The sequence below is a fragment of the Pseudogemmobacter sp. W21_MBD1_M6 genome, from assembly GCF_052119585.1.
GTDB lineage: Bacteria > Pseudomonadota > Alphaproteobacteria > Rhodobacterales > Rhodobacteraceae > JBGQOJ01.
On record NZ_JBGQOJ010000036.1, the window covers coordinates 1 to 26,282 of the forward strand.

Consider the following 26,282-nt stretch of genomic DNA (forward strand, 5'->3'; position numbering starts at 1 on the left):
GCGTAAACAGGTGCCGTCGGCTGGCCCCGAGGTGACGCGAGACTTTGTCGTTGAGCCGATCGAGCAGCGGGCGGATGGCCGCATTCACCTCTGCGAGGCTGAAGAACTGGCGATTGCGCAGCCGTGCCAGGATCCAGCGTTCAGCCAGCAATACCCCACCCTCTGCCTTCGCCTTATCTTTAGGCTTATATGGCCTGGCCGGGACAACGGCCGTGTCATAATGCGCGGCCATATCTGCGTAGGTCCGGTTGATCGCGGGGTCGTAAAAGCACGCCTTGGTGACCCCCGCCTTCAAGTTGTCAGAGACGATCTGCGCCGTTACACCCCCGAAGAAACCAAGGGCGCGCACATGACTTGCGATCCAATCCGGCAGGGATTGCGTCCAGGTCGCCTCGACAAATGTATAGTTCGATGCACCCAGAACGGCGACAAACACCTGTGCCGTGCGCACCTCCCCGGTCTGGGGGTCAATCACATCGATCGTATTCGGAAAACGCGGCCTTGTGTCTCGCGGATTACATGGCGGATCCCCGCCATGGCATCGGGGCTGTGATCGGGGCCGAGGACGGCCTCGAGGCGGCCAGCCTGATCGAGGCGGCCAACATCTGCGACGAGGCGGTGCCCTTGATCGAGGGCGGCGCGGAGCCCCGCTATGCCTGCAATGGTGTGGTGACCCTGAGCACGGTGCTTGATGCGCAGGGCACGCCCTCCACTGTGCAGACCTCCGGCCTTTACGAGTTCGGCGCGGGGCTGGTCCTGCTCGGCCTTGAGGGCGCGCTGCCCGCCCTCTTGCCCTGGATCGGGGCGGCGCTGTTTGTCGGCGTGATAATTTACGCGGTGCGGGCGCGCTCCGCGCGGATCGAGGATTACCGGACGGGTCGCAGCCCGGGTTCGGGTCACAGCCCGCGCCGGGGGGAACGCTAGGATGGTCGCGTTTTGTCTATCGCTGATCCCGGCTCTCGGCCGCCGCGTTGCCCTTGCGGGCGCGCTCCTGCTTGCGGCGATCGTCGCCCTCTACACCCTGTGGCGCAGCGGTCGGGCGGCGGGCGCGTCGGCCTATGCCGCGCGCCGCACCGAGGCCCGCATCCGCACCATGATCATAGCAAAGGAAACCCGCCATGAGGTGGACACCACAAGCGATGCTGATCTCGATCGCCGTCTTGACCGCTGGATGCGGGATTAATCAGGGCAAAAATATCGTTCACGGGTGCGAATGGCCAGATACTGGAATCCCGTCTGGTCGCGTTTCTGCGCAAGGTTGACCAAGCCGCAATTAGCCTGAAGCCGTACCAGATCCATCAGTCGTCTCGAGCAGCGTGCCCCGGAATGGCTGTACATGTAGTGGTCGTTATGCGTCGCGGCCTGCAGGAATTCCAGAAACCGCTGTTCGTCAGGCCGGAGATTGCCGACCTTTGACTTCTGCTCCAGCGACATAGCGTCCTCGATTGATGGTCATCACGTTCCGTCGAGACAATACGGCATTCTGACCGTTCATCAACCTTGCTCCCGGACGCCCTCACATAAAGGACGACACATGCGCCTTTTTATCACTCTTTGTCTTGTTGTCGTTCTGATTGCATGCGGACCGGATAGACCTGCGGATGACTGCGATTGGGCGGGTCCGATCCGTCCCTCGCGCGTTGATCTGCTGAGCCCCGGCACCGCGCGCCAGATCCTCGCCCATAACGAGACGGGCGCAACGCTATGTGGGTGGCGGCCATGAGTTTAGGGGTGCCAGGACGGCGTTCAGTTCTTGCCGCAGCACTGTTTGTATTTGCGTCCTGATCCGCAGGGACAAGGATCGTTCCGCCCCGGGCGCTTGGTCCTTACCGGATGCGGTGAGTTTGCGGAAACCCCCATGGCCAATTCCGGACGCGATAAGATCAAGACTTGGGCCATGCAGTTCGGAATGAGCTCCGGAGCCTCAAGATCAATCTCGTCGATCTCCTCCTCGGTGAACTTGCTGGTGCCCTCACAGATATCCTGTAGGGCCATCAGGAAGATGATCGAGGCTTGAGTGTCGTCATCGGCGCGTTTGATGAGGGCTTGCCAAGCTGCGGGGCGCAGGCCCATCGCGCGGGTCAAGCCATCAATCCAAGGTTCCCAGAGCGTCTCGTCGCTGTTCGGGTCCACCTCGTAAAGCGGCTCGATCCAGACAGAACGCGTCAAGCCTTCGGCCAGAGAATTGTAATGCGCCATCACCGCCCCGATCGTGTCTTCGGCGGTCTTCATGTCCGGAAAGTTTGCATCACCCGTCTCGCCCCAGACATGGGGGAGCCACTCCGAGGGTGGAATCAGATCCGGGCAGGCGAGAACGCCGGTCAGATAACCATCAAGCTCGCCCAGGGTCATCGGAAAGTGCTCATGGGGCAGTGCAAATAGCAACTCGCTGAGGCGATCCAGGTCCTGATCTGATTGGGCCATTGCACCACTCCTTTGGCTCTATGTCTTCATTAACCGCGCGAATACCGGTCCGCAATGCTGCCAGAAACCCAGTCGCCGCGCGAGACCTTTCGAAAATCTAGATGAGCACCACGACCACCCCGAAGGCCCCGCCATTCTGATCGGCTAGCCTGAACGAGTTGGCAGCCACCCTTGGCGGTGATCTGATCTTTGCCACCACGGTGACGAACGGCCTTGCCGGAAAGCTCAGCGCGGCCAGCAACCTTGCCGATCTGACCAATGCGGCCACCGCCCGGGGCAACCTCGGGCTGGGCAGCCTGGCGACACAGGCCGTCGGCAATGTCGCCATCACCGGCGGCAGCATTGCCGGCATAAGTTTTGATGGCGGGACCTTCTGACCGCTGCAATCACCCATTCCCCCTGGCTCAGATGAGCCCATGAACAGGAGGCCATATGGCTATCAGGATGAAGCGCTCGGCGGTGCCGGCCAAGGTGCCGACCACCGCCCAGATCGAACTCGGCGAGCTTGCCGTCAACACCTATGACGGCAAGCTCTATATGAAGAAGAACGACGGCACAGACGCCATTGTCGAGATCACGCGGGCAGCGGCGACCCAGGCCGAAGCCGAAGCAGGCACCGACACCATCAAGGTCATGACGGCCCTGCGGGTAAAACAGGCGATCTTCGCGTTCAGCCCGCCCCCCGTGGTGATCGAATATCTGGTCGTGGCGGGCGGCGGGTCGGGCGGCGGCGCCTACTATGCAGGGGGCGGCGGTGGCGGTGGAGTGCTTGCAGGATCACTCACCCTGCTCGCGGGGGAGGCCCTCTCCGCCGTGGTCGGCGCGGGTGGCGCGGCCCCTCTGCCCTTGGGCGGCGTCGGGACCCGTGGCGGGAACTCCAGCCTCGCCACAGTGGTTGCCACCGGGGGTGGCTATGGTGGTTCGTACACCGGGGCAGCGCCCGCAAGCGGTGGCTCTGGCGGCGGCGGCTCTCTCTACCAGTATTCCGCCGGTAGCTTTGGCGCGGGGATCGCCGGACAGGGCAATAACGGGTCAATCGGGGCAAACAACTCGGGCGGCGGCGGTGGAGGCGGCGCAACTGTCGCGGGCGGTGCCAGCTCTGCCGGTCGAGGCGGCACGGGGGGCGCCGGGTTTACCTCGGACATCTCCGGCACCCCCCAGGTCTATGGGTCCGGCGGTGGTGGCGCGTCCTACACCTCCACACTTCCCGGCCTTGCCGGGGTTAACGCGGGCACTGGCGGGTACAGTCCCGCGGGGCCTGCAACAAGTGGCGTCGACGGGTTCGGTGGCGGCGGTGGCGGTCAGCGCAACGACGATGATTCCGGGTCCGGTGGCAGTGGCGTGGTCATTGCCCGCTACCCCGGTCCTCCCACCTTGACGGGCGGCACGATCACCGAAGTCGGCGGCTACACCATCCACACATTCCTGTCCTCCGGGACGCTTGCCTACTGACAGGGGCCCGTAATGGCAAAATTTGCACAAATCGACGGCACACTGGTTACAAATGTGATCCTCGCCGATGCCGCGCACGTCGCCACTCTGAAGGGCGTCTGGGTGGAAGAAACCGGGTCCACCGGCCTGGCCCGCGTCGGCATGGCCTATGACCCGGACACAGGGGTATTCCAGGCGGACGCCCCCTATACGGAGGCGGACCACCTGCACGACCTGCGAAAAACCATGGTCTGCTCCCGCCTGCAAGGGCGCCTCGTCCTTGGCCCGGACACCTGTGCTGCCCTCGATGCCATGGCCGAGGATCCAGACACGCTCTGGGCGATGCGTGAGACGATCAAGAACGCTGGCGACTGGCGACGCCTGAGCCCGTCCATGGACGAACTGGGTTACCTGCTGGGATACTCGCACGAGGCGATGGACGCGCTCTTCAAACAAGCCATGGCGATGCAGGTGTGATCCGCTGACCTGCCCCATGATAGCTGTGGCGCTGTCTTTGATGGCCGACAAAACACGTTGGCAAAGTATGTCCGCTCTCGTCCATAGTACACCTATGACGTTATTTTCGGTTGTGTCGCGAAGGTGGTGGAAATTTGAAGGTGGCGTAATCTCCGGGTGAACCAAACCCACCCAATCGGCGGCTGCAACCGCCAAGGAGATCACGCCATGACGAAGAATACAGACACCAGCATGCTTGCGCTACTGGCCAATGAAGTGGGCTATGATCCGATCGAGGATCGGCTGCGGCAGAATATCCGTGCAACCATCGAGGCGCTGTTCGAGGAGGAGCTTGCCGCCTTCATCGGTCGCTGTCGCTATGGTCGGGGCGGCACCACGAAGAAGGGCTACCGCAACGGGCATCGCGAGCGCCAGCTCGTTGGCACCTTCGGCACCGAAACGGTCAGCGTGCCGCGCGCCCGGATCGAGAACGAAGAGGGCAAAATCACCGAATGGCGGTCCAAGGCGCTGCCGCGCTATCAGCGGCTGACGAAGAAGGCAGAAGCCCTGATCGCCTCGGCCTATCTGGCCGGAACGAACACGCGGCGGGTCAAACGCGCGCTCTACGGCCTGTTTCAGGGGGCAGTCGGCAAGGACGTGGTCAGCCGGGCCTGGCGCAAGGTGAAGGTGGACTGGGACGCGTGGTGCGCCCGCAATCTGGCCGACGAAGATATCGTCCGTCTCATTCTGGACGGCACCGTCATCAAGACCCGACTCGACCGCAAGGCCACGAACATCTCGGTGCTGGCGGCCATCGGTGTGCGCCGGGATGGCCAGAAGGTTCTGTTATCCATCATGAATATGGGTGGAGAGAGCAAGGCCGCCTGGGGCCAGTTCCTCGCCGATCTCGATGCGCGCGGGCTGAAGCGGCCCGAGTTCGTCATCATCGACGGCGCCCCTGGTCTTGAGGCCGCACTTGTCGCGCTCTGGGGCGAGGACTTGGCCGTCCAGCGCTGCACGGTCCACAAGCATCGCAACCTTCTCGGCCATGCCCCGAAGACGATGCACGACGAGCTGACCGAGGACTACCGCGACATGATCTACGCCGACACCGCGGTCGAGGTCGAGAAATGCCGCAAGGCATTCCTGCGCAAATGGCGGCTGAAATGCAAGGCCGTCGCCGACAGCCTCGAGGAGGCAGGCGACCGGCTGTTCACCTTCACGCGGCTCGACCCGTCACAATGGAAATCGGCGCGGACAACGAACGCGATCGAGCGGCTGAACGAGGAATTCCGCCGCCGCGTCAAGACCCAGACCGTGCTGCCCTGCGCCGAAACCGTGCCGATGCTGCTCTGGGCCCTGATGGCCTCCGGCCAGATCCAGATGCGCAAGGTCGATGGCTGGGAAACCCTAGATCAGCCAATCGAACCAATCACCCTTGACCTCGTCGCCTGATCAGGTCCAAATCCCAATGCTCGGAGATCGCCGCCAGAGAATTTCCACCACATTCGAGACACGACCTTATTTTCGTTGGACCGGCTCTGGCTGGGTAGCGGCGCTATAATCCGCCAAAGATACACGCTCGAAGCAGGATGCTTCCCGTTACCGGAGGCCATCGGCGTTGGACTGATGCGAAAAAGTGCGCCCAGTTGAAAACTGATCCTCTCGGTGGCGTGGGATTGCAAGTCACAAGCAATCAGGTAAATATCACCTTAAAGTTGTTTTCTATACAAATTAGTCAGCAAAACACACTGATGGTTTGTGGAAGTCATACTGGTCTTCCTGTAGGGGATTTCAATAATCTCAAACTAAGGTTTTTTTCATGGTTGAGAACTTTTACTTTCTTGGATGTTCGACGGCGTTCGTCGTGAGCGTTGTATTTTGTGTGGCAGTAATTCGATACCAAAGCTTGAATTCGAGTAATGAGCACATGATCAATGACTTGGCTGCGAGCCAGGCGCTTCACAGAACGCCGGTTCCTCGCCTGGGCGGCGTGGCAATTTTGGCTGCGTTTTTTGTGTCAATTCTTTTGACTCGAGAACAACTCGGGACGGATCTGTTGCTCGCGCTTGCTTCGGGAGCCATTATATTTTTCGTTGGCTTGAAAGAAGATATTTTTCGTGATGTCTCGCCTCGGACGCGGCTACTGGCAGCGTTCATTTCGGCGGCATTGGCTATGTATCTCACATCTGCGGCTGTTCCGGGTCTAAGCATTCCGCAGGTTGATTGGATATTCGGGTTCATCGCTGTTCCCGTGATTGTGACACTGATATGGTCCTCGGGGACATGCCATGCGCTAAACTTGATCGATGGGCTCAACGGGCTTTCGTCAAGCTATGCAATCGTGGCATCAACGGCGATAGCGCTGATTGCGAGCGAGACCGGCGATGCAGACATCCAATTTGTCGCAGTGCTTTTGATTGCCGCGTTGATTGGCTTCATGATTTTCAATTGGCCGCGCGCCAAGATTTTCATGGGTGATGCCGGGGCGTATTCGATAGGTCATATCATAGCTTGGCTAGGAATTGTTCTGATGACACGGAACCCCGAGGTCTCTCCTCTGGCTATCCTGCTGATCCTGTTTTGGCCGGTCGCTGATACAGTATTTGCAATTGCCAGGCGGATCCTATTTCGGAAGGCTATCAATCAGCCCGACCGCATGCACTTCCATCACATCGTGATCCGAATGCTAGATCGCCTAATGTGGCGCCGCTATTCAAAAGACTTCCTGAATTCCATGTCGACTCTAGTTTTGGTGCCGTTGTTTGCAGCTCCTGCGTTCTTAGGGGTACTTGTTTGGGACCATCCCATAAAGGCTTTGGTTGGACTTCTTTCCTTCGCTCTGCTTTTTGTTTTGAGCTATTGGGTGGCGGTGGACCTTCTTGCTACTCGTGGGGTAGGGCTGCGGTCACGCCGCGATAGATTGCAAGATGTGCCTGCGCGCACTTCTCCTAATCTGTCCCCACTTTCGGGGATATTCATTGAGGATTCAATGGCAGTGGATGTTCGGATCGCACGCGTCTCAGGGTCTAATTCATGGTCTTTGTTGACTGAATCGGCGAACTCGACAGGTCGGAAATGGAGCCAAAAGTTTGCAACGGACCTTGAGGCTTGGATGTTCTTTCTGAAAATAGTCGAAACAGACGGTATGCTGGCAGTCGTTGGTGATGAAATACGAAAAGAGGATCCCGACGGGTGGCGCTGAATGTGTTCTCTATCTGTTCTTTCTTGGTGATTAACCGAATGACCACATCAGCTGAGAAGGGTTTCGAGATAGGCGCCATAATCGTTCTTTGCGAAGCGGGTCGCTCGTTCGGCAAGTGCCTTGGCATCAATCCAGCCCTTGGCAAAGGCAATCTCGTCCGGGCTGCCGGTCTGAAGGCCCTGACGGGATTGCAACGTGCGCACGAAATTGCCTGCGTCCAGCAGGCTGCCGTGCGTGCCGGTGTCGAGCCAGGCATAGCCGCGCCCCATGGTTTCGACTGTCAGCGAACCTTCTTCCAGATACATTTCTAGCAGCGAGGTGATTTCCAACTCTCCGCGGGCTGAAGGCATAACTTGCGCGGCCTTTTGCGGTGCCGTGCCGTCGAGGCAGTAAAGCCCGATTACGGCGTAATGCGACGGCGGGTGCTCAGGTTTCTCAATGATTCCGCGAACAGTGCCATCCGCATCGAAATCGACCACGCCATAGCGCTCCGGGTCCCCGTCATCCTATACCCATCTGATATGGCACCCAATAATTCGAATGGGTGGCAAAATTGAGCCAGACGAACAGGATTGTGGCATAGTACAATAGGATCAAGGCGACGATGGCCTGGTTGCGCCGACCGAAGGCACCAATCGCGTCTGGAAGATGCGCAAATACCACCAATTGCAAAGGAATTATGTACAGCGCCATGCGATCAAGCGCTGTGCTCAAATTTGTCGGGAAAAACGCGAGAAACATGCTAACCGCCATAAGCGAGAAGATTAGCCAAAGCTTTTTCTCGGCCGGAGAGAGCGCGAAGCGCTTGCGATAGAGTAAGAAAAGAACGGCCGGAACAGCGTTCATTGCAAGACGAATGAAAGCGCCCGCAGACTCGATATTCTGATCCACATAGGTGTCGACTAGACGCGCGGCGCTGTCCGCCAACAAAGTGACGTAACCCAGCGCAGCCGCCCCGGCGACAAGCGACAAGGTCAAGAACCGGTTCTTCGAAACCGTCAAACCTGCTATTGGTATCAGCAGGACCGCAGATTTGTGAAACAGCGCCCCGACCAGCACCCAAAGCGCAAAAACCACGAACCGTTGACGGCCCAGCATAACGAGACCGATCATCACCAAGCCCAAGGCTATCGATTGGCGCGTGTAGCCCATGGCAACCACTGTGACGAGGTAGGGCATGGCGCAGGCAAGCGCCAACCATGGACGGGGCAGACTTCGACAGAATAGAACAAGGCCGATGGAGAAAAGGAAGGCACCAAAGGTGTTAACCCCTGTGATGCCGAAGCCGAGTTGCGTCGACAGAATATTAAGCGCCCAATAGCCTGGATCCTCCATGCCACTGAGGTCCGAAAAGTTTAGATTTTGGGCACCGAACAAGTATCGAAAATAGTTACCCCAGTCACCGCCCACATCGTAACGAAACCCGATGACTAGGGTGAGTGCCACAATCATCAGCATCCAAGTGTCATCTATCCGCAGCGGGCGCGTCCCATCGGCCCGCACCCTCATTAATGGGCCAGACGCGAGGGCCGCCAGCGCAGGGACGAGGAAGAAAAGCCAGTAGGGCAGCATCGAATTTATACTTTCAGGTATAAGCGGGCAGAAGGTCCGCCGACCGCGCACGCACAACGTCATGACGATAGTGCCTCAACCAGTCCAGCAACGTCAGAATGGTCCAAAGCTTGGTACCGTTATTCGCGTTACCCGACTGGTGCATGTCCCACAATTCAAGGATCGCAGTGGGTTCCAGACCGGCCAGATCAACAAGCTCATTATCAGACAAGAGGCGCTCACCCCATTCCCGCAAGGCACCACGCAACCACCGATCCAAAGGGATCGCAAAGCCCTGTTTCGGACGTTCAATAAGATCCCGTGGCACATACCGATCAAGGATTGATCGCAGGGCTTGCTTGCCCTTGCCATCAGCGATCTTCATTTCAAGCGGCAGCTCCCAAGCGGCTCTGACCACGCGCGCATCAAGAAATGGGGCCCGTGTCTCAAGTGACGCCGCCATCGACGCACGGTCTACCTTCACGAGGATATCACCAGGCAGGTAGGTCTCGCTGTCCATCGCCATCATCCATTCCGCCCCTACCAATGGAAAAGCTGATTCCGGGGTCGATACGGTGTTGGCGTCTCGCGTTAGGTCTTCGGGATTCTGGATGCCACGGGTGAAATGTTGATAAATCGCTGACAGGTCATTGATGTCGCCCAAGTGCAGCGCAAGTTTTAACGCCTTGTCGAGGGCTGTTACCGGCAGGTGCATCCTTGATGAAAAACGACGCGCCCATCCATTCTCCGGCGTGATCACTGGGGCGCAGGCCGAAATGACCCGCCCGGCGGATCGGCGCAAGCCGCGCGGCACGCGTTGTAACCTTGACAAGAGCCGCGGCCCGATAACGTGACGATTGTAGCCTCCGAACACTTCGTCACCCCCGTCCCCTGTCAGGGCCACCGTAACGGAATTGCGCGCTTCGCGACACAACAGGGCCGTGGGGATCTGTGACGAATCGGCAAAGGGCTCGTCGTAGATTTTTGGCAAATCGGTGATCACCCCAAGCGCGTCCTGCTCGGACAGGATGAATTCGGTATGCTCTGTCCTGAGGTGGCGAGCCACAGCGGCGGCATGGGGGGCCTCATTAAAACGCGCCTCGCTGAATCCGATGGCAAACGTACGTACCGGTTGATCACTTCGGCTTTGCATTAAAGCGGCGACGAGGGAGGAATCCACCCCGCCTGACAGAAAACAGCCCAGCGGTACATCGCTCAGCATCTGCTCCTCAACAACCTCGCTTAGTGTCGTTTCCAGCCCGTCAAGACCATCGTTTTGCCCGGCATCGCGCCGTTCGAGGGCGCCATCGATCAACTCGCCGAATGTTTCGTAGGGGTGGGTTTCAGGTGCTATGGCGGCCAAAGACACGGTTGATACATGGCCGGGCTGAACCTTCTGCACATTCTGAAATATACATTGGGTATCAGGGACATAGCCATAGGCAAGGTACGCGGCAACAGCATCGGGACATAAGTGCGCCTCAAATCTTGGCACAGAAAGCAACGCTTTCAGTTCCGATCCGAAGGCCCAGCCATCACAAAGCCGCGCGAGGTAGAGTGGTTTTTCGCCGATACGGTCGCGGGCAAAGTGGAGCTGCCGCGTCCGCCTATCCCACAGGGCCAGAGCAAACATTCCAAAGGCACGTCTCAACGCCTGCTGAAGGCCCCAATGCGATACCGCAGCAAGCAGGGTTTCGGTATCGGAACTCCCCCGCCACTCCGGCGCCGCGCCAACTTGTGCTAGATGGTCACGCATGGTCAGGTGGTTATAAATCTCACCATTAAAAGCGATGACGTAACGACCGCAAGGCGACATCATGGGTTGTGCTCCTGCGGGGCTGAGGTCGATTATGGAAAGCCGCCGGTGCCCCAGCGCCACACCCACATCGGGATCGGCCCAGACACCCGCATCATCAGGGCCGCGGTGGCGCAATGTATCGGCCATTGTGCGTGCGGTGCCAGCTAGCGACGCATCTGATCCAGACGACAAAACTCCACAAATTCCACACATATTAGGTCACCAGGTTCAGATCAAAATAACACATCACGCCTCATCGCCCCGACTGCCTATCAATTCTCTTGCGGCATCGAGGAAATCATCACGATAAAGCGGTTTTTCCTGCCAGTACTTTGCTGCAGCGCAGGACATCCGCCTGTATTGATCCGGGTCCGCCAACAAGGCCAAGACAGCCTCTACTGCTGCGTCGTCTTCATGAACGAAAATAGCGCTGTCTTTGTCGTCACAGTAGTTGGAGATCTCGCCAACCGGGGTCACCACAGGCACGAGCCCGTTTTGCATGGCCTCGACAACCGACATGGCCATGCCTTCGTCCCGGCTGGTCTGTAGATAGAAGGAAGCGCGCGAGGCTGCATCCGCGATATCCGCATGCCGCATACGCCCCTTGAAGACAACGTGGTCACGCAACCCCAACTCTGCCACCCGCGCCCGTAGTTGATCCTCCATGCCCCCGTCCGGCCCAATGATCGTGAATCGTGCATCTCGCCGTTGTCGTACCAGGGTTGCAAACAGACCCAGCGCCCGATCCAGTCCCTTCTGCGCGTTTAGCCGACCCCAGAATATGAATTCAGGTACGGGATCACACTGTTCTGGCAAGGACCGCTGGTTCAAGAGAAAAGACACGACCCGCCCCTTGCCGTGCAGGCCGCGCGGTACCCGTCGATCGAGCGTGACGCTCGAGTCCGCCCAGATTGCATCGGAAAGAGACATTGCGGCCCTGTTAGCTAGCTTGTCAACAAGATGAACATCATGGGCTAAATGCAGAAAGATTACCGTTCTCGTCCGTGGCCGCAGGATTTTTAGACAGATCAGCACCAATGCACTACGCCACAAAGACGCAACCAATAGGTTTGGCGGATCACGATACAACCGCAAAAGGGCACCCCAAAACGCGCGGGGATTGTTCAAGGAAACCTCCGGCCCGTGATATTCACCTGCTTCGACCGTTGAAGTGGGAGCTTTGACTAAGTAGTTTCGCTCGAACTCCAATTCTCCGTGGCACCCAGTCGGCAACGAACGTGCGGCGATTTCCACGCCACCAATTTCGTGATACGGAATTAGATGGACAATGCGTTTCATAGGCCCAACAGCCGGAAATGCTCAGCGAGAACGGCATCCTCTTGAAAAGGTTTGAGCGCCTCTGCCAGCACTTCGGCGGACACGGGGTTGCGCAAAGCGTTCTCGATCCCAGTGGCGAGCGCCTCAGGATTCTCGACGGGTACCAGGTAGCCATAACGCCCGCTTTCGAGAATTTCGCGCGGCCCGGTTGGGCAATCTGTCGCCACGGGGGTGCAGGCGGCCATCATCGCCTCAATCAGCACATTGGGCATACCTTCGAGCAACGAGGACAGCACGAACGCATCTGCATGAGCGAAATATTTCAGCGGATTGGACACATGCCCTTCTAGGCGGATACTGTCGCTCATCCCCAAGGTGTCAATCTGCGATTGCAGGTCAGCGCGCTGTGGGCCCTCGCCAAAGATCACGAGGCGCAGGGGCTGCTTTTGCGCGACGATATGCACGGCGGCAATCAGGTCGGAAAATCCCTTCCATGGTCCCAGCTGACCGGCGGCAACAAGGATGGGCATAGCGCGATCGATGAACCAAAGGTGATCCACCGGTTCGGCAATTCTGGTCCGCGCGGCGGGGGTGTCCACGATATTATAGACACAGACATGCGGCGCATTGCGAAAGAGCGTGCGATATTGATCGACCATCGCCTGCGACACACAGGTTAGCGCAGTTGCCCGCCACATCAACGCGCCCATGATGCGCTTAAGAAACCAGCGCTTGGACAGTATCTTTTTACTATAAGTATCGAAGGGATTGACCCGCGACGAGCCGGTGATTTTTGCCTTGGAGCCGGACAAAAGCGCACCCATAATTACGACGGCGTTGAGGTGATCTTCGGCGGAGAAGATTGCATCGGGTTTCGCAGCTTTAAGATAACGCACGATGTCGAACAGAATGTGACGCACCTTGGGTCTGTTGAGGTGGATAACGGTCACGCCGTCCAGCTCCGGCACGGGCAGGCTTTCGGCGACATATCCGATGATCAGATCAACCTCATGCCCACGTCCGGCCAGGGCGCTGGCCAGCCGTGCTTGGGCCAGAGGAACGCCCGTAATGGCGTAGCGCGCGACGATGACAGTGAATTTCATAATAACCTTGAACAGTTACCCAATGACGGGAATAGGGGGGAGGTGAAAAGTGGAGCGCGCGTCAGGGCGACCCTCATCGCGATGTCTTGGCACGCAGCCGTTTTCGTCCCCAATCCATAGCCGTATAAAGCAGCGGAAAGCGCAGAAAAAACTGGTCTACCCGGCCCAGATGGGCCGCAAGGGCGGCCTTGTTCTCAAGCCCACGGACCCGCCGAAGCAGGGTGCCCAGGTCAATCTCATCTATGTTCAGCTCGAGCGCCAGAAACACGATGGAGCGCGCGACCTGCACCCGCATCAAATCGCGCGGCAGTGACGGGGGGCGCGCGCTGACGCGGTCAAAATGAGTCAGCATGGTGTAGGCATGCTCCGGCTTGTGATTGCGGGTCGTGCCGTGGGGATTATCGCGATAGGCGATCAGCGGCTCTGTGATCAGATGGATCTTGAGATCCTGAAAGAAGATGAAGGGTAGGGTCAGTAAATCTTCATAAAACACCCGCTGCGCCGGGAAGGGATTTGCAAGCATGATCTTGCGTGTGAAAATCCTGGTAACGGGAAACCACTTCCCCTTCCCGAAAATCTCGGCGCGCACCCTGTCCAACTCGTAAAGACCATCGGGAGATGTGTGGCAGGCGATGAGATGTTGCCCGCTTAGATCATCGTCCAGCACCCGCAGCAGATTGAATTGCACAATATCGGGTTCGCTTTCCTGCAAAACAGCCATGCAGCGCGCAATATAGCCGGGCAGGATGAAATCATCGCTATCGAGAAAGGCTATATAATCCCCGCTCGCGGCCTGAACCCCGATATTGCGCGCCGCGCCTGGACCCGCATTTTCCGTGCAGATCAAGGTCAGCTGGCCATGCTCCAGCGCCCCGGCAAAATAATGCCGGACCAGATCGGCGCTGTGATCGGTAGAGCCGTCATCGACCAGCACCACCTCGCAAGCCGGCGTGATCTGGGCAAAGACCGAGCGCAAACAGGCCGCTAGGAAGGCTGCGCCATTATAGTTCGGGATCACGATGGAGAGGGTGATGCTCATAATATCCTCACGGTCCTCAGGAGCCGAATTGATCGATTATTGTGCGCATCATGTCTTCGATCTGCCGCGCGCCGGTCAGGGTCAGGTGGTCATCGTCGAAATAGAAAGGGCGTTTATCCGCATACATTACGGCGCAGCCCTCGGTACAGAAGAGCGGCCGCGGGTCGAAATGGGCAATGCCTTCGGCGCGCAGCGCGATCTGCAACTGGGCCACCGCGTCAAAATTAATCGGCGTGATGGTGTTGACCTTGGGATTATCCCAGATCGCAGCCACAACGTTGTTGTCGAATGTGGGCACGTCGAGCAGCCAGATGGTCTCGATCCCGGCTGCCTGCAAGGTTGGATCGAAACCAAGCTCAAAGGCACGCAGCGCGCTGGCGGAGGAAAAATGCACGATGGCTCCTTCAACTCCAAGGGCGGTCAATTCCGGGATCAACTGCGCCATGCGTGGGGCGGCGACCACCGGGGCATTGGCCACAGTGAAGAACATTCTATAGCCCCGGGACTGTGCGATCCGCACGAAGGAGGCTTTCACGGAATCCGCATGGCTGTCTCCGATCAGGGCCAGAGCAGGGGCGCTGTCGGGCAGGCCGGTCAATTCGCATAATTGCGCACTTGGCGTCACAATACGGATCAGTTTGCCGCAGCGATATGGTGCGCGGTCCTGAAATGCGGACAAGATGTTGAGCTGTTGTGCATTATAGCCCGATAGCGCCACCGGCACGGACAGCATGGCGCAAAGCGCCGCACCGCAGATCAGTGCGGTTGTGCCTTTGAAGCTGCCCGACCAGATCCGTCGACGCTCAAACATCTGATAGAGCAAGGTTGAAAACAATGTGATGCCCAGCACCAGTAGCACCGTTCGCCCCGCACTGTCCGGGGTCAGGATCGTGCCGGAGAAGGGTTGGTAAAGCGCCAGAACAATCACTGGGAAATGCGCAAGATAGATCGAATAGGACCAGTCCCCCAACTTGCCTAGCACCCGCCCTGGCAAGGAGAATTCGGCCCACCCTGGAAGGCCAAAGGCCAAGACGCCCGCCGTGGCCAGGCTGATCAACAGGGCGGCAAGACCGGGATGGCCCAGCACGATATCTTGCATCTGACCGCGAACCGGATAGCCCATGGCAAGGGCCACCACCGCGATCAGCGCGGCCATACCCAGCCAAGGCCGGGCAAAACGCGGTGTGCCTGCATGGGTCAGATACCACGCGATTCCCGCCCCCAGCAGAAATTGCCAGATGCGAAAGGGCGTCAAGAAAAAGGCGGTCTTGGGGCTGATTGTAAGCAGTATGAGGGCGGCTGCAAGCGACCCTAACGCCCCCAGAACCAATAGGAGCCGCATCTTTAAATGTAGCCAGACCACAAAGGGCACAAAGAGGTAGAATTGGATTTCCACCCCCAGCGACCACAGATGCAGCAGCGGATTAAACTCGGCTTTGCTGAAATAGGAGTTCTGCATCCAAAACCCCACATTTGACGCGAAGATAGACGCATAGAGGCCTTGCTCGGCCACTTGCATATGCTCTGCGGGCAAGGCGATAAAGGCCGAGATCGCCAGCGTGAAAAAGATCGTGGCAAAATATGCGGGCAGCAAACGCGCGGCGCGGCGCCGATAGAAATTCCCCATTTGCCCTTGCCGATAGAGCAAGGCCATCAAGAACCCGCTGATCACGAAAAACGCGTCTACTCCCAGAAAACCTGAGCTGAAAAAGGGGATATCCAGATGGAACAGTACCACCAGAATAACGGCGATGCCCCTGAGGATCTGAATGTCGAAGCGATAGGTCATGGCGATCCTGAGCGTCTGGGAGGCGCTGTGCTTTAGCGGGTTGATATCTGTCTGGCAGGCACCCCGCCCACGACACTGCGCGGGGGAACTGATCTGGTCACAACAGCGCCCGCGGCCACCACGCAGCCCCGGCCCAGTACCACTCCGTCCAGCACCCGCGCACCGGCGCCGATCCAGACATCTTCCTCAATGGTGATGCCGATCTGGGTCAGGCCTTGATCCTTGATCGCAATATCAGGGTCCGTGAAGACATGATTGGATGGCACTATCACGGTATGGGAGGCGATCCGCGTTTTATTGCCCACGCGCAGATCGCCACCGCCTTGCAGCATGCTATAGGCATTGACCGAGCAATCCTCGCCAATCTCGATGGTGCCGCCCAAGGCGCGCAGGATCACGCCGCGATCGATATAGCTGCGCGCGCCGATGATGATCCGGCCGCCAGACAGCTCGAAAATTGCGCCGGGACTGATCCGGGCGGTGCTGTGCACCTGCACCCCGCGCAGGCGCAGCAGTGTCATCCGCAACCGCGCGCCTATGCGGCGCAGCAGGCGGATGATCGCATAAGCGATGGAGAGCAGTTTACGCTTCAAAGGTCAGCCTTTCGGTGGTGAGGGTCGCCACGGCCTGCGCGGCCTGAAAGTCCCGGTGGGTTTTGCGCACCTTCCCTTGTAACTGATCCTTGAGTGCCAGGGCCAGTGCCACGGGCCAGAGCGCCAGAAACAGCGCCATCTCGCGCCCGTCCGCCTGCCAGAGCCGGAAGGCCGCGCGCAGCGATATCTCCCCGTGCCGACAATAGCGCAGATAGTTCACCGCCCGTTTGATCCGTGCTTTTCGGGTCACCGAAGGCGAGACATAGGGTTTTGTCACAGCCATCGCATGGGCGTGGCCGCGATTATAGGACATGTGCCCGCTATGCGAGAGGGCGTTTGCCTCGCCATATCGCTTACGTTCCAGAACGACGGGAAGAAACCGTGTTTTGAGCACGCCGATCTTGCTCCAGACCGAGGATTCCGAGATCAGGAAATCCACCTCCAGAAACGGGTTCTGCTTGAGTAGCTCAGCGCGGGTGAAGATCACCAGATCGGCGCGCAAGGACTGGAACAAGGTGTTCCAGCTCATATCCTGTGGTGCGTCCGGGGTGTAGAACCAATTGCCCAGAACGCCATCTTCCGTATCACACAGCGCGCTGACACCGCAAAAGCCCTCCCGCTCCGCCTCGGGGATGGTGTTCCATGTGTCGATCAGGGTTTGTAGGGCCTCGGGCAGCAGGACATCATCTGAATCGCACCACAGGATGAAGTCGCCCTGTGCTGCGGCCACGATCTCATTGTCGATCCGCGATTTGCCGACCCGTTGCGAGGCGGAGACCAAGGTGACGGGAAAATCGGATTTCTGTGCCAGTGCACGCACGACCTCCACCGTGTCGTCCTGCGAGCCGTCATTGCCAACGATCCATTCAAAATTCCGAAAGCCCTGCCCCTCCAGCCCCTGCCAGACCTTGTGCAGATAGGAGGCCCGGTTCCAAGATGGGGTGAGAATGGAGATGAGAGGGGGCATGGGGCGGGTTCACTTTATTTGGGTTTGGATTTTGAAAAGAGCGCGGCGAGATATTGGTCCGTCGCCGCCTCGATGGAGAAGAAGGCAGCACGACTTTTTTGCAGGTCTGGATTGGGTGGATTGGCGAGGGCCTGCTCGATGCCTGCGGCAAAGGCGGTGGCATCACCGACAGGGGTCAGAACGCCATATTTGCCCCCCTCCAAAATCTCGGACGGGCCGCTTTGGCAGTCTGTGCTCACGATGGGCAGACCGAAGGAGAGCGCTTCGACGAGGACATTGCCAAAGCCCTCACTGGATGAGCTGAGCAAAAACAGATCTGCATTTTGATAGTATTCAGACACTGAATGGGATTCCCCAGCCAGAAGCACGTTTTCTTCGAGACCGAGATGAGCAATCTGCGCCTCCAAAGCGGTGCGTAAGCGACCCTCTCCCACGATGGTCAGCCTGAAACGACCCTTATCCTTCAGTATCGACAGTGCCTCTATCATGGTCGCATAGCCTTTTTGCGGGGCGAGCCTGCCGACAGAAAGCAGTCTGATCTCTTCAGTTTCCCCAAAGTTCCCGTGTATAATCCGCGCCTTGGGCGTGTGTTCAGTTCCGTTCTGAAGTGGGCGCAAGGGATTGAAAATTGTTGTTGTCTTACGCTTTTTGACGCCAGAAACTTCGCAAAGGCCATCGATAACGCCTTGAGATACGCCAACAATTCTTGTCGCGCGATTATATATGAATCGTGATAGAAACTTGATCAGCCATGCATCTTTAGGGGTGAACTCCCTGCTTTTCTCGATATTTGTGCGGAAATCAGCATGTTCGCTGACTACAACTGGTAAGCGCCGATTATGCAGTTTTACGGCGATGATGCTCGCTGCGGAAAACGGCCATGACGAGGCAAGCACCCCATCTGGCTGCGCATCTTTGAGGTAATCGCGCAGCTTTGCGATGAACGTTCTCGGACGTTGGGTACCCAGAATATGCACTTTGCACCCTTCGGGTACATTTTGTGCCAGATTGTCTGGATCCTGGCCTATGACGAAATCGACCTCATATCCCCGCCGGATCATTTCAGCGGCAAGCTGCAATCTGACAAAGCTTGGGCCATGGGTGCCTAAACGACCTAAAACAATCGCGATTTTTGTCATTTCGGCGTGATCACGAAGAAGCGGTGAAAGGAGTTTTCTTTGATCCGGTAGGTGTGGATCACGCTGTCTTGATCACTAAAATCCGCCATGATCCGCTCCAACGGATAATCGCGTTTGTTGATCTCCCAGTGATGTTGCCCATCGAATTCATGCTGTTTGGGCTTGGCGAAGGGGCGGGGCATCAGCCAGTCGATCTTGCCAATTTTGGGGATATAGCCCGCATATCGCCACACCAATTTCGCATCAGGCAGGCTGATTAGCACATTGCCTCGGCTGACCCGGCGCATCTCGCGGTAGCCCTCAAGGGCCATCTCATAGGGCAGATGCTCAAGGACCTGAAAGGCACAGACCACATCGAAGCTGTTGTCCTCAAAAGGCATATCCGTCACTGATCCCACATGGTCAGGATTCAGGTCTGCGGCCAGATCCATGGTTTCGACATGCAAGCCGAATTGACCGGCCACCGCCTTAAACAGACCGGGACCGGGGCCGATTTCCAAAACCTGCTCCGGGCTCAGGCGCATCAGCTCATCGAGCTGGTGCCACATGCTAATCCAACGCGGTTTGCCCACGTATTTCTGGAATTCATAGTGGCTTTTTTCAACTTGTTTGGTTTCAGCCATAGTTAGTTTTTCCACTTTTTTTAATCACCCACGAAATTAGCCATATGTAGGAAATCGAGCCTAACATTGAAAATATAGCAATTGCAGCCGTATCACTTTCGAAAGTTACAAAGCCTACCCACAAGGCCAAAAATTTGGATCCAGTACTAAAGATTTCAAAAATTAGGAGACCACCCTGCATCTTCAGTGCAGGTATTGCAGAAACAGCTGGTTTATTAACGTATTGAAGGAATAACCAGATCGATAACCATTGGCTGTATTCTCCCGCTGTGCGCCAATCAACCCCAAAAATAACTTCGAACAACCAAGGACCGAAGATTATAATCCCAAGAAATGGCAAGGCTCCTGTGATGGCCATTCCGACAGTTGCTCTTATGATAAGCGATCGTGCATTTTCGCGATTATGAATTGCTTCATTTATCCGCGGATAGAATACAGCCATTACTGATCCGCCAATCAAGCTGGAAGGGATTCCCAGCATGGCTATTGCTATGCTATACTGTCCTGCGGCACTTGGACCAAAGTAGAATGCAAGCAAAAGCATCGGGAGGCTTTGCGAGAGCGCATTAATTAGATTTTGAGGGGTGCGAAGGAGCGGAAAATCGTAATTTCTACGCGCCAGGGTCAATAGGCTGGTCGTAGTTTCTGCTGGAGGTGTAGCTTTGAGTATCCCCTTTTTTTTTAAATGCCGCCTCCAACCAATATAAGTCAGAAGCGTTCCCAAAAGGTTGCCAAAAGTATTGGTAAGTATCAAACCTAGGCCACTAGGGTTTTCAAACCCAATAACTGTTTTTGTGCCACTCACAAAGAATGTTTTTATAACAACGTAACGCGCACTTACTCCAAACGCCTTCTTTCGAATTAACCATTGACCCAACGCGCCGGATAGCACGCTGGTGAACATGGCTACAGGAATGAGGTACATGAAGCGAACTATAGTATCCGCACCCAGCAAGCTTAGTATCTCTGCGCCGAATAAGGCCAGCATTATTGTGGTCAGGCAGCACGTCCCTCCTGCAATTAGAATTGAGAGCTTTGCAAGACCAATAGCATCACCATCGTCTCGCGGTAGGACTATGGCGGTTGGGTAGCTGAGGGCTGCGACAACGCTGAGTAATCCAACGACAGATGCAAAAACCCCCTGCACTCCAAACGCTTCAGGTCCATACAAGCGTGTGATTAGAGGCGCAAATGCTATGCCAATCGCCTGTGCGGCTGCTGTTCCGGTAGCAACGGTTGCGACATTTCGGACAAACGGCCGGTGCGAGAATTCGCGGAGCTGAGTGATGCGTTTTCCGATCATAAAACCTGTAGGTTGAATAACGTACGGTATGGTGGAAAGGTCACAGCCTCAGATCGCTTTCATCGCGTGCAAATACGCTCTTCAGATCGCAGAACACATGATCCGGGCCCCCGTAGCAGCGCAGGGCTGTTGCTCCGGCGTCACGATAGCTGTCGTGTGCGACGGCCAAGATTACCCCGTCATATGCTGCGGGTTCGGGAGTTTTGACCAAGTCCAGCCCGTATTCGTGCTTCGCCTCATTCGGATCGACCCAAGGGTCATGCACATCCACCTTCACGCCATAGTCGCGCAGCTCCGCCACCACATCGACCACGCGGGTGTTGCGGAGGTCGGGACAGTTTTCCTTGAAGGTCAGCCCTAGGATCAACACCCGGGCGCCGTCGACCTGAAGACGTCGTTTCAGCATCGCCTTGACCAGTTGGCTGGCCACATATGCCCCCATCCCGTCATTGATACGCCGCCCGGCAAGAATTACCTGCGGATGATAGCCCATCGCTTCGGCCTTGTGGGTCAGGTAGTAGGGGTCCACGCCAATACAGTGCCCGCCGACGAGCCCCGGTCGAAAAGGCAGGAAGTTCCACTTTGTGCCGGCCGCCTTCAACACCGCCGCGGTGTCGATGTCCATCTTGTTGAAGATGATGGCCAGTTCATTGATGAGCGCGATGTTCAAATCGCGCTGCGTATTCTCGATCACCTTGGCGGCCTCAGCCACACGGATGCTTTCCGCCTTGTAGGTGCCTGCCGTAATGATGCTGGCATAAAGCTGATCTACGGTTTCGGCCACGTCTGGTGTAGACCCGGACGTCACCTTGCGAATGTCCGGCAGGCGGTGTGTTTTATCACCGGGATTTATCCGCTCGGGAGAGTATCCCGCAAAGAAGTCCTCGTTGAAGGTCAGCCCTGAAACACGCTCCAACACAGGCACACAGTCTTCTTCCGTGGCACCCGGGTAAACGGTAGATTCGTAGATCACGATATCGCCGCGCTTCAGGACTTTGCCCAGAGTTTCAGACGCTTTGATCAGGGGCGTCAGGTCAGGACGCTTGTGCGCGTCAATGGGCGTGGGCACGGTGACGATGTAAATGTTCGCCTCTGCCAGATCCGCCGGGTCGGTCGTGAACGACAAATTCGCGGATTCGCGAAGTTCATCCGCGGAGACCTCCAGAGTGCTGTCGCGGCCCTCGCGCAGCGCATCAATTCGGCTTTGGTTGATATCGAAGCCAATCACAGGGCGTATCTTGCCAAATTCGACAGCGAGTGGAAGGCCCACATAGCCAAGCCCGATGACTGCTATTTTCTGCATATCTGAGATCATTTCCCCGAATATTCCCTGTACCATTCGACAAACCGTGCAATGCCGTCTCGGAAATCCGTCTGGGGGCGGTAGCCGGTCAGTGTTTTCAACAGATCGGCATTTGCCCAAGTCGCGGGCACATCGCCGATTTGCATGCCCATGTAATTCCGCTCCGCCTTTTGCCCGAGGCAGTCCTCGATGGCGTCCACGAAATCAAGCAAGCGCACCTTGTCGGAGTTACCGATGTTCACCACGCGGTAGGGTGCAACTGGTGACAGACTGTCGCCCTCGGGCACAACACCATCTGCGGGACGCACCGGCACGGCATCGATCAACAGGCGGATCGCGCGGACCAGATCATCAACATAGGTGAAGTCACGATACATGTCGCCGTGATTGTAGATGTCGATCGGGCGTCCATCGAGGATAGCGTCAACAAATTTATAGAGCGCTAGATCCGGCCGCCCCCATGGTCCATAAACGGTGAAGAACCTGAACATCGTGGTCGGCAGATCATAGAGGTGCGCATAGGCATGACCCATGCTCTCCGTCGCTTTCTTTGTCGCAGCATAGATCGTCAGCTGCGTGTCGGCCTTTTCGGTCTCGATGAATGGCATTTCAGTATTGGCGCCATAGACAGACGAGGTCGAAGCCATCAGTAGGTGCTGCACTTCGAGACGCCGCGCTGCCTCCATCACGTTGAACGTGCCGATGACATTGCTGTCGAGGTAAGCACGCGGGTTTTCCAAGCTGTAGCGCACGCCAGCTTGGGCGGCGAGATGCACAATCACGTCAGGCGCGAACTCATCCGCAACACGGTCGAACAGCGCCTGATCCTCAAGCATGCCCTCAGTTGCTGCGAAGTTCGGGTTTTGCAACAGCATCTGATGACGACGCTGCTTTAGGGCGACGTCGTAGTAATCCGTCATCCCGTCAAAGCCGTGGATGATGAACCCTTCGGCAAGCAGCAGCTTGGCAAGGTGAAAGCCGATAAATCCAGCCGTGCCGGTGATGAGAATGCGTTTCAATGAAAGCTCTTTTCGTTTTACGGTTACTTAAGTGGGCGAGGTGCCATGTCGGCTCCCAGTCCCATTTCGCTCTGCAGGGCATCAATTTCTGCTTTGAGCGCCTCGTATTCTTCCATCTTGCGCTTGAGAAACTGCGATGTGAGGGCAGCTTTTTCGGACAGACCTTTTGGCGTCAGAATGTAGGCGTAGCGCCTTTTATCCTGGGCAGCCGAGAAGTTCCCCAGCTTCACCAGGCCTTTTTCAATCAGCGCGTTCAGGCAGTAATGCACACCGCCAACACTAATTCCGACCGCAGCTGCGATATCGCGCTGGGACATTTCGGGATTTTCCTGAAGGAGACGCAGAACACGGAAACGCACGTCCTCCTGCGCCTTACTGCGCTGTCCGGCCATTAGATGTGTCCTTTTCGCAGGCTACCGCACAAGAAGCGCCTTTGGCTTTTCTCGGGTTTGCTCTGTTTCGAATGGGTTGCTTTAATCCAAGCATAATTGTTCAGTCTTGAACGGTAGCACAATGCTGCATCCGCGAAAAGCTCAGACTGCTCAAATGGTATAATTTTTTTATGACACTCAGCCTGCGGAGCCGCAGCCGGTTGGATTTGCGCGCCTCACGAAGGATTAGGGCCAGCGCACAGCCCAAAGGTCAGACAACAGGCATTCTGCACTCGTGTCGTTCGTAAATGAGCGGAGGTAATGGCGCAAGAGATGATCTGACGGCACCGCCTGATCATCACCGGCAGGCGCCGGTCCTGCGCGATGTTTCTTGGGCGGGCCGCCGCCGTCAGCCGTTCTGTGCCTGGTCCGAACTCGCCTGATACGAAGTGGACCCCGAAGCATCAGGCGGTATGCTCTCGCCCGTTGACACGGCTTCTTGTTGCAGGGCCTCTTCCATGCTGAGCGTGCTCACCACCAGTTCGAACTGTTCGAGAATTTCCGGGGCGTGTCGGCCGATGTAGGATTTTACCGCCGCGTTCCCAATCAGCTTTGTCAGATAGCCCTTGGCGACGACAAGGTTTAGCAGCTCAGAGCCATAGTTCTGCTCGGCATCCTTGTACTTGGTCTGGACCTGGCTCATTTCGCGCTCGAGGCGCACGATCTGCTCCAGCGGATCACCCTTGGGTTGATCCGGTTTCGGGGCTGGGGTGTCACTGCGCTGCTCGGACGGGGTGGCTTTCAGCAGCGCGTCGGCGTGTGCGGCGGTGACGCTGTTGGCTGCAATCATCAACTCCACGGCCTCGATCTGGCGCGCAGCCTTCATCTTGCGCAGATGACGTGTGACATCGGGCGCAAACTGATGGTCTTGCAGCAACTCGACCGCTTTGGGGCAAATCCCGTGCAGCAAGTTGATCCGGCTGTTGATGGTCGACAGGTTCACATTGAACGCGCGCGCCAGCCTTTCCTTGGCGACGCCTTTGTCAATTGCGCGGCGCATCATGTAATGCTCTTGCACCGTCGAGAGCCGGTTGATCCGGTGATTGTAGGTGTAGGTCTCGAAATCCTTGGCGATCAGGCAAGGGGCCGTTTCCTGTCCCAATTCCTTGAGTGCCAACACGCGCAGATTGCCGTCCAGCAGCAGAAAGCCCGCTGCATCCGGGTCTGGCTTGATCACCGACAGCGGTTCGATCAGACCGATCTCGCGGATCGAGGACACGATCTGCTTGAACTTGCGTGTGGTCATGACACCATCGGGCACTTTCTTGCTGGGCATCAGTTCTTCGAGCGGGATCTGGTAGGTCTCGAGATCAAAGCCGAGAATCAGGTTCAGCGGCCCCTTGGGATAGGTCAGGTCGCTGTCTTCCTCCGCACTGGGCGGCGGGAAAGCACCGGGGTAGATCGGCTTTACTGTGTTGTGCAGGGTCATCTCTTTGTCCTTTCTCAGACGATTTCAACGCGATCGGCGAGGTACTTGGGCAAGCTGTCCAGTCCTTCCGCGCGCAACAGGGTGACGAAGTTCTCATCGGCAAAGAGGGATTTAAGGCCTTGGACCACCAGCAGCAGTTGCTGCTGCGCATGCTCGGCTTTCAGCACCATCTTGTGCTGGCGGGCGACCTCCTTCTGATAGGTCTTGACCAGCGAGTGAGCGGAATTGGGCAGCTTCGGGCGCGCGGCCGATTTAGGACCCTTCTCGCGGCGTTTCTCGATCAGCCGCTTGGCATCAGTGATCTGGTGGCCTTTCAGCTGGCCCGTCTTGTAGGCCTCCTCCAGCATGTCGCCCAAATCATCATCGTCGTTTTTGGCGCGGGCGATCTCGAGCGCGGTGGTCAGCGGGATCGTGCCGTGTTGCACCGCCTCGATCAGCCTCTCCTCGCCCTTTTCTAGCAAGAAGACGATGTCGCGCACGTATTTCTGCGACAGGCCGGTGTTTTGGATGATGTCATCGATTGTATATTCCCGCGCCAGCAGCAATTCGATGTCGGCGAGGATTTCCAAAGGACGGTGGCCGCGCCGGGCGATGTTTTCCGCAAGGCTCATGATGAAGGCGTCTTCATCGCTGACGTTCACGACCAGCGCCGGGATGTGGGTCTCACCCAAGAGCCGGAAGGCATTCAGCCGACCTTCACCGCAAACCAGCAGGAAGGCGGGCTTGCCATCCGCGCCGTCGCGCTCTGTCACCGTGATTGGTTTTTTGAGGCCGATGGTGCGGATGTTCTCCACGATCTCCTCGAACACTTTCATGTTGCGGTCGCGCGAGTTCAGCACCTCAACACGCTCGATCGGCACCATGGTGACGCTGTCGGGGGTGTCAGTCATCATGGGCGGGCCTCCTGCGCGCATATGTATTGTTCATGTTTTGTACTCCTTGCTGGGTTGAGATGTGAGGGATGTGGGATCATTTCTGCTTTCTCCAGATGCCGACCCGCTCGGCCATGCCGTAGAAAAAGTCGAGGTCATCGAAGCGGAACGCCTCGAATGCGATGCTGTTGCGATTGCACATGCGGATTTCCTGACTGGGCAGATCGAGCCAGGGCAGCAGAAAGTAGTCGAGCTCGGCCTCATTCGCGTGATCAAGGCGGATCGCCAGTGTCACATCCGCCTTGTAGCGGGAGGGGTCAAACCGGATGCGCCAGCGATGCCGACCATCGTTCAGGGGCTGGCAGCGCGCCAGAACCAGACTGACGCGCAACTCGTCATTGATGTCGAGCAGATCGGTCTTGGGGTGACGTGCGACCTGCCCACCGACGGCGGCGAGCTATGCGGGAATTTGGGTGATGGCGTGATTTGAAGGGCGGCGTATCGTGGCGGGTGTCAAAGCCGGCCAGAA

General features: G+C 57.4%; 27 protein-coding genes and 2 pseudogenes. 8 read left to right on the top strand and 21 right to left on the bottom strand.

The window, feature by feature from the left end; all coding sequences use genetic code 11:
* A pseudogene (istA, locus tag ACEN2R_RS19405) lies at positions 1 to 484 on the bottom strand (IS21 family transposase); the annotation flags it as partial.
* Positions 485 to 519: 35 nt separating this feature from the next.
* On the opposite strand from istA, the gene ACEN2R_RS19410 reads away from it, so the two are divergent.
* Positions 520 to 924 carry a hypothetical protein gene (locus tag ACEN2R_RS19410; protein WP_442044409.1) on the top strand — a complete coding sequence of 135 codons (405 nt, stop codon included), beginning with the start codon at positions 520 to 522 and terminating at the stop codon, positions 922 to 924.
* Between the two features lies 1 nt (position 925).
* On the top strand, positions 926 to 1,183 hold the full coding sequence (locus ACEN2R_RS19415) for a hypothetical protein (RefSeq protein WP_442044411.1): 258 nt from the start codon (positions 926 to 928) through the stop codon (positions 1,181 to 1,183).
* Here ACEN2R_RS19415 and ACEN2R_RS19420 read toward each other — a convergent pair.
* Both ACEN2R_RS19420 and ACEN2R_RS19425 read right to left on the bottom strand, forming a co-directional pair.
* Complete coding sequence (locus tag ACEN2R_RS19420; protein ID WP_442044413.1) at positions 1,180 to 1,434, bottom strand: hypothetical protein; 255 nt, start codon at positions 1,432 to 1,434, stop codon at positions 1,180 to 1,182. The genes ACEN2R_RS19415 and ACEN2R_RS19420 overlap by 4 nt on opposite strands.
* Before the next feature lie 312 nt (positions 1,435 to 1,746).
* A complete protein-coding gene (locus ACEN2R_RS19425; RefSeq protein ID WP_442044415.1) occupies positions 1,747 to 2,424 on the bottom strand; it encodes a UPF0149 family protein in 678 nt (225 codons plus the stop codon).
* Between the two features lie 158 nt (positions 2,425 to 2,582).
* Between ACEN2R_RS19425 and ACEN2R_RS19430 the strand changes: the two genes are divergently transcribed.
* The 5 genes from ACEN2R_RS19430 (at position 2,583) to ACEN2R_RS19450 (ending at position 7,516) form a co-directional block, all read left to right on the top strand.
* Complete coding sequence (locus ACEN2R_RS19430; RefSeq protein WP_442044417.1) at positions 2,583 to 2,801, top strand: hypothetical protein; 219 nt, start codon at positions 2,583 to 2,585, stop codon at positions 2,799 to 2,801.
* Between the two features lie 55 nt (positions 2,802 to 2,856).
* Positions 2,857 to 3,876 (top strand): glycine-rich domain-containing protein, encoded by a 1,020-nt coding sequence (locus ACEN2R_RS19435; protein ID WP_442044419.1) that lies wholly within the window; start codon positions 2,857 to 2,859, stop codon positions 3,874 to 3,876.
* Positions 3,877 to 3,888: 12 nt separating this feature from the next.
* A complete protein-coding gene (locus tag ACEN2R_RS19440; RefSeq protein WP_442044421.1) occupies positions 3,889 to 4,332 on the top strand; it encodes a hypothetical protein in 444 nt (147 codons plus the stop codon).
* Between the two features lie 207 nt (positions 4,333 to 4,539).
* A complete protein-coding gene (locus tag ACEN2R_RS19445; protein ID WP_442044422.1) occupies positions 4,540 to 5,766 on the top strand; it encodes an IS256 family transposase in 1,227 nt (408 codons plus the stop codon).
* A gap of 367 nt (positions 5,767 to 6,133) precedes the next feature.
* Positions 6,134 to 7,516 (top strand): glycosyltransferase family 4 protein, encoded by a 1,383-nt coding sequence (locus ACEN2R_RS19450; RefSeq protein WP_442044424.1) that lies wholly within the window; start codon positions 6,134 to 6,136, stop codon positions 7,514 to 7,516.
* A gap of 47 nt (positions 7,517 to 7,563) precedes the next feature.
* Here the strand turns inward: ACEN2R_RS19450 and ACEN2R_RS19455 are convergent.
* From ACEN2R_RS19455 to ACEN2R_RS19540, 18 genes and pseudogenes are all read right to left on the bottom strand, one after another.
* A pseudogene (locus ACEN2R_RS19455) lies at positions 7,564 to 8,013 on the bottom strand (sugar nucleotidyltransferase); the annotation flags it as partial.
* Positions 8,014 to 8,017: 4 nt separating this feature from the next.
* Positions 8,018 to 9,088, bottom strand: coding sequence for an EpsG family protein (locus ACEN2R_RS19460; RefSeq protein ID WP_442044426.1), 1,071 nt, complete (start codon positions 9,086 to 9,088; stop codon positions 8,018 to 8,020).
* Positions 9,089 to 9,101: 13 nt separating this feature from the next.
* On the bottom strand, positions 9,102 to 11,078 hold the full coding sequence (asnB, locus tag ACEN2R_RS19465) for an asparagine synthase (glutamine-hydrolyzing) (protein ID WP_442044428.1): 1,977 nt from the start codon (positions 11,076 to 11,078) through the stop codon (positions 9,102 to 9,104).
* Positions 11,079 to 11,111: 33 nt separating this feature from the next.
* Positions 11,112 to 12,164: a glycosyltransferase family 4 protein gene (locus ACEN2R_RS19470; RefSeq protein WP_442044430.1), complete on the bottom strand. Its 1,053-nt coding sequence runs from the start codon at positions 12,162 to 12,164 to the stop codon at positions 11,112 to 11,114.
* Positions 12,161 to 13,246, bottom strand: coding sequence for a glycosyltransferase (locus ACEN2R_RS19475; protein ID WP_442044432.1), 1,086 nt, complete (start codon positions 13,244 to 13,246; stop codon positions 12,161 to 12,163). Before ACEN2R_RS19475 ends, ACEN2R_RS19470 begins: the two co-directional genes overlap by 4 nt.
* Positions 13,247 to 13,319: 73 nt before the next feature.
* Positions 13,320 to 14,285: a glycosyltransferase family 2 protein gene (locus tag ACEN2R_RS19480; protein ID WP_442044434.1), complete on the bottom strand. Its 966-nt coding sequence runs from the start codon at positions 14,283 to 14,285 to the stop codon at positions 13,320 to 13,322.
* Positions 14,286 to 14,301: 16 nt separating this feature from the next.
* Positions 14,302 to 16,074 (bottom strand): acyltransferase family protein, encoded by a 1,773-nt coding sequence (locus tag ACEN2R_RS19485; RefSeq protein WP_442044435.1) that lies wholly within the window; start codon positions 16,072 to 16,074, stop codon positions 14,302 to 14,304.
* 32 nt (positions 16,075 to 16,106) lie between these two features.
* Entirely contained in the window at positions 16,107 to 16,667 is a 561-nt protein-coding gene (locus ACEN2R_RS19490) for an acyltransferase (protein ID WP_442044437.1), read from the bottom strand.
* Positions 16,657 to 17,634: a glycosyltransferase family 2 protein gene (locus ACEN2R_RS19495; RefSeq protein WP_442044439.1), complete on the bottom strand. Its 978-nt coding sequence runs from the start codon at positions 17,632 to 17,634 to the stop codon at positions 16,657 to 16,659. Before ACEN2R_RS19495 ends, ACEN2R_RS19490 begins: the two co-directional genes overlap by 11 nt.
* 14 nt (positions 17,635 to 17,648) lie before the next feature.
* Positions 17,649 to 18,773: a glycosyltransferase gene (locus tag ACEN2R_RS19500; RefSeq protein ID WP_442044440.1), complete on the bottom strand. Its 1,125-nt coding sequence runs from the start codon at positions 18,771 to 18,773 to the stop codon at positions 17,649 to 17,651.
* On the bottom strand, positions 18,770 to 19,396 hold the full coding sequence (locus tag ACEN2R_RS19505) for a class I SAM-dependent methyltransferase (protein WP_442044442.1): 627 nt from the start codon (positions 19,394 to 19,396) through the stop codon (positions 18,770 to 18,772). Before ACEN2R_RS19505 ends, ACEN2R_RS19500 begins: the two co-directional genes overlap by 4 nt.
* Positions 19,389 to 20,699, bottom strand: a complete 1,311-nt coding sequence (locus ACEN2R_RS19510; protein WP_442044443.1) for a lipopolysaccharide biosynthesis protein — start codon at positions 20,697 to 20,699, stop codon at positions 19,389 to 19,391. The genes ACEN2R_RS19505 and ACEN2R_RS19510 overlap by 8 nt, the downstream gene beginning before the upstream one ends.
* A gap of 40 nt (positions 20,700 to 20,739) precedes the next feature.
* Positions 20,740 to 22,038, bottom strand: a complete 1,299-nt coding sequence (gene tviB / locus ACEN2R_RS19515; RefSeq protein WP_442044445.1) for a Vi polysaccharide biosynthesis UDP-N-acetylglucosamine C-6 dehydrogenase TviB — start codon at positions 22,036 to 22,038, stop codon at positions 20,740 to 20,742.
* On the bottom strand, positions 22,011 to 23,021 hold the full coding sequence (locus tag ACEN2R_RS19520; protein ID WP_442044446.1) for an NAD-dependent epimerase/dehydratase family protein: 1,011 nt from the start codon (positions 23,019 to 23,021) through the stop codon (positions 22,011 to 22,013). Before ACEN2R_RS19520 ends, tviB begins: the two co-directional genes overlap by 28 nt.
* Positions 23,022 to 23,044: 23 nt before the next feature.
* Positions 23,045 to 23,413, bottom strand: coding sequence for a MarR family EPS-associated transcriptional regulator (locus ACEN2R_RS19525; protein ID WP_442044448.1), 369 nt, complete (start codon positions 23,411 to 23,413; stop codon positions 23,045 to 23,047).
* A 388-nt stretch (positions 23,414 to 23,801) separates the two neighbouring features.
* The gene (locus ACEN2R_RS19530; RefSeq protein WP_442044449.1) at positions 23,802 to 24,881 is read right to left on the bottom strand and encodes a plasmid partitioning protein RepB C-terminal domain-containing protein; all 1,080 of its coding nucleotides are present in this window, start codon (positions 24,879 to 24,881) and stop codon (positions 23,802 to 23,804) included.
* A 14-nt stretch (positions 24,882 to 24,895) separates the two neighbouring features.
* Positions 24,896 to 25,774 (bottom strand): plasmid partitioning protein RepB C-terminal domain-containing protein, encoded by an 879-nt coding sequence (locus tag ACEN2R_RS19535; protein ID WP_442044451.1) that lies wholly within the window; start codon positions 25,772 to 25,774, stop codon positions 24,896 to 24,898.
* A gap of 76 nt (positions 25,775 to 25,850) precedes the next feature.
* Positions 25,851 to 26,048: a hypothetical protein gene (locus ACEN2R_RS19540; protein WP_442044453.1), complete on the bottom strand. Its 198-nt coding sequence runs from the start codon at positions 26,046 to 26,048 to the stop codon at positions 25,851 to 25,853.
* Positions 26,049 to 26,090: 42 nt separating this feature from the next.
* Here ACEN2R_RS19540 and ACEN2R_RS19545 point away from each other — a divergent pair, with 42 nt between their 5' ends.
* On the top strand, positions 26,091 to 26,243 hold the full coding sequence (locus tag ACEN2R_RS19545) for a hypothetical protein (RefSeq protein ID WP_442044455.1): 153 nt from the start codon (positions 26,091 to 26,093) through the stop codon (positions 26,241 to 26,243).
* Positions 26,244 to 26,282: the final 39 nt, after the last annotated feature.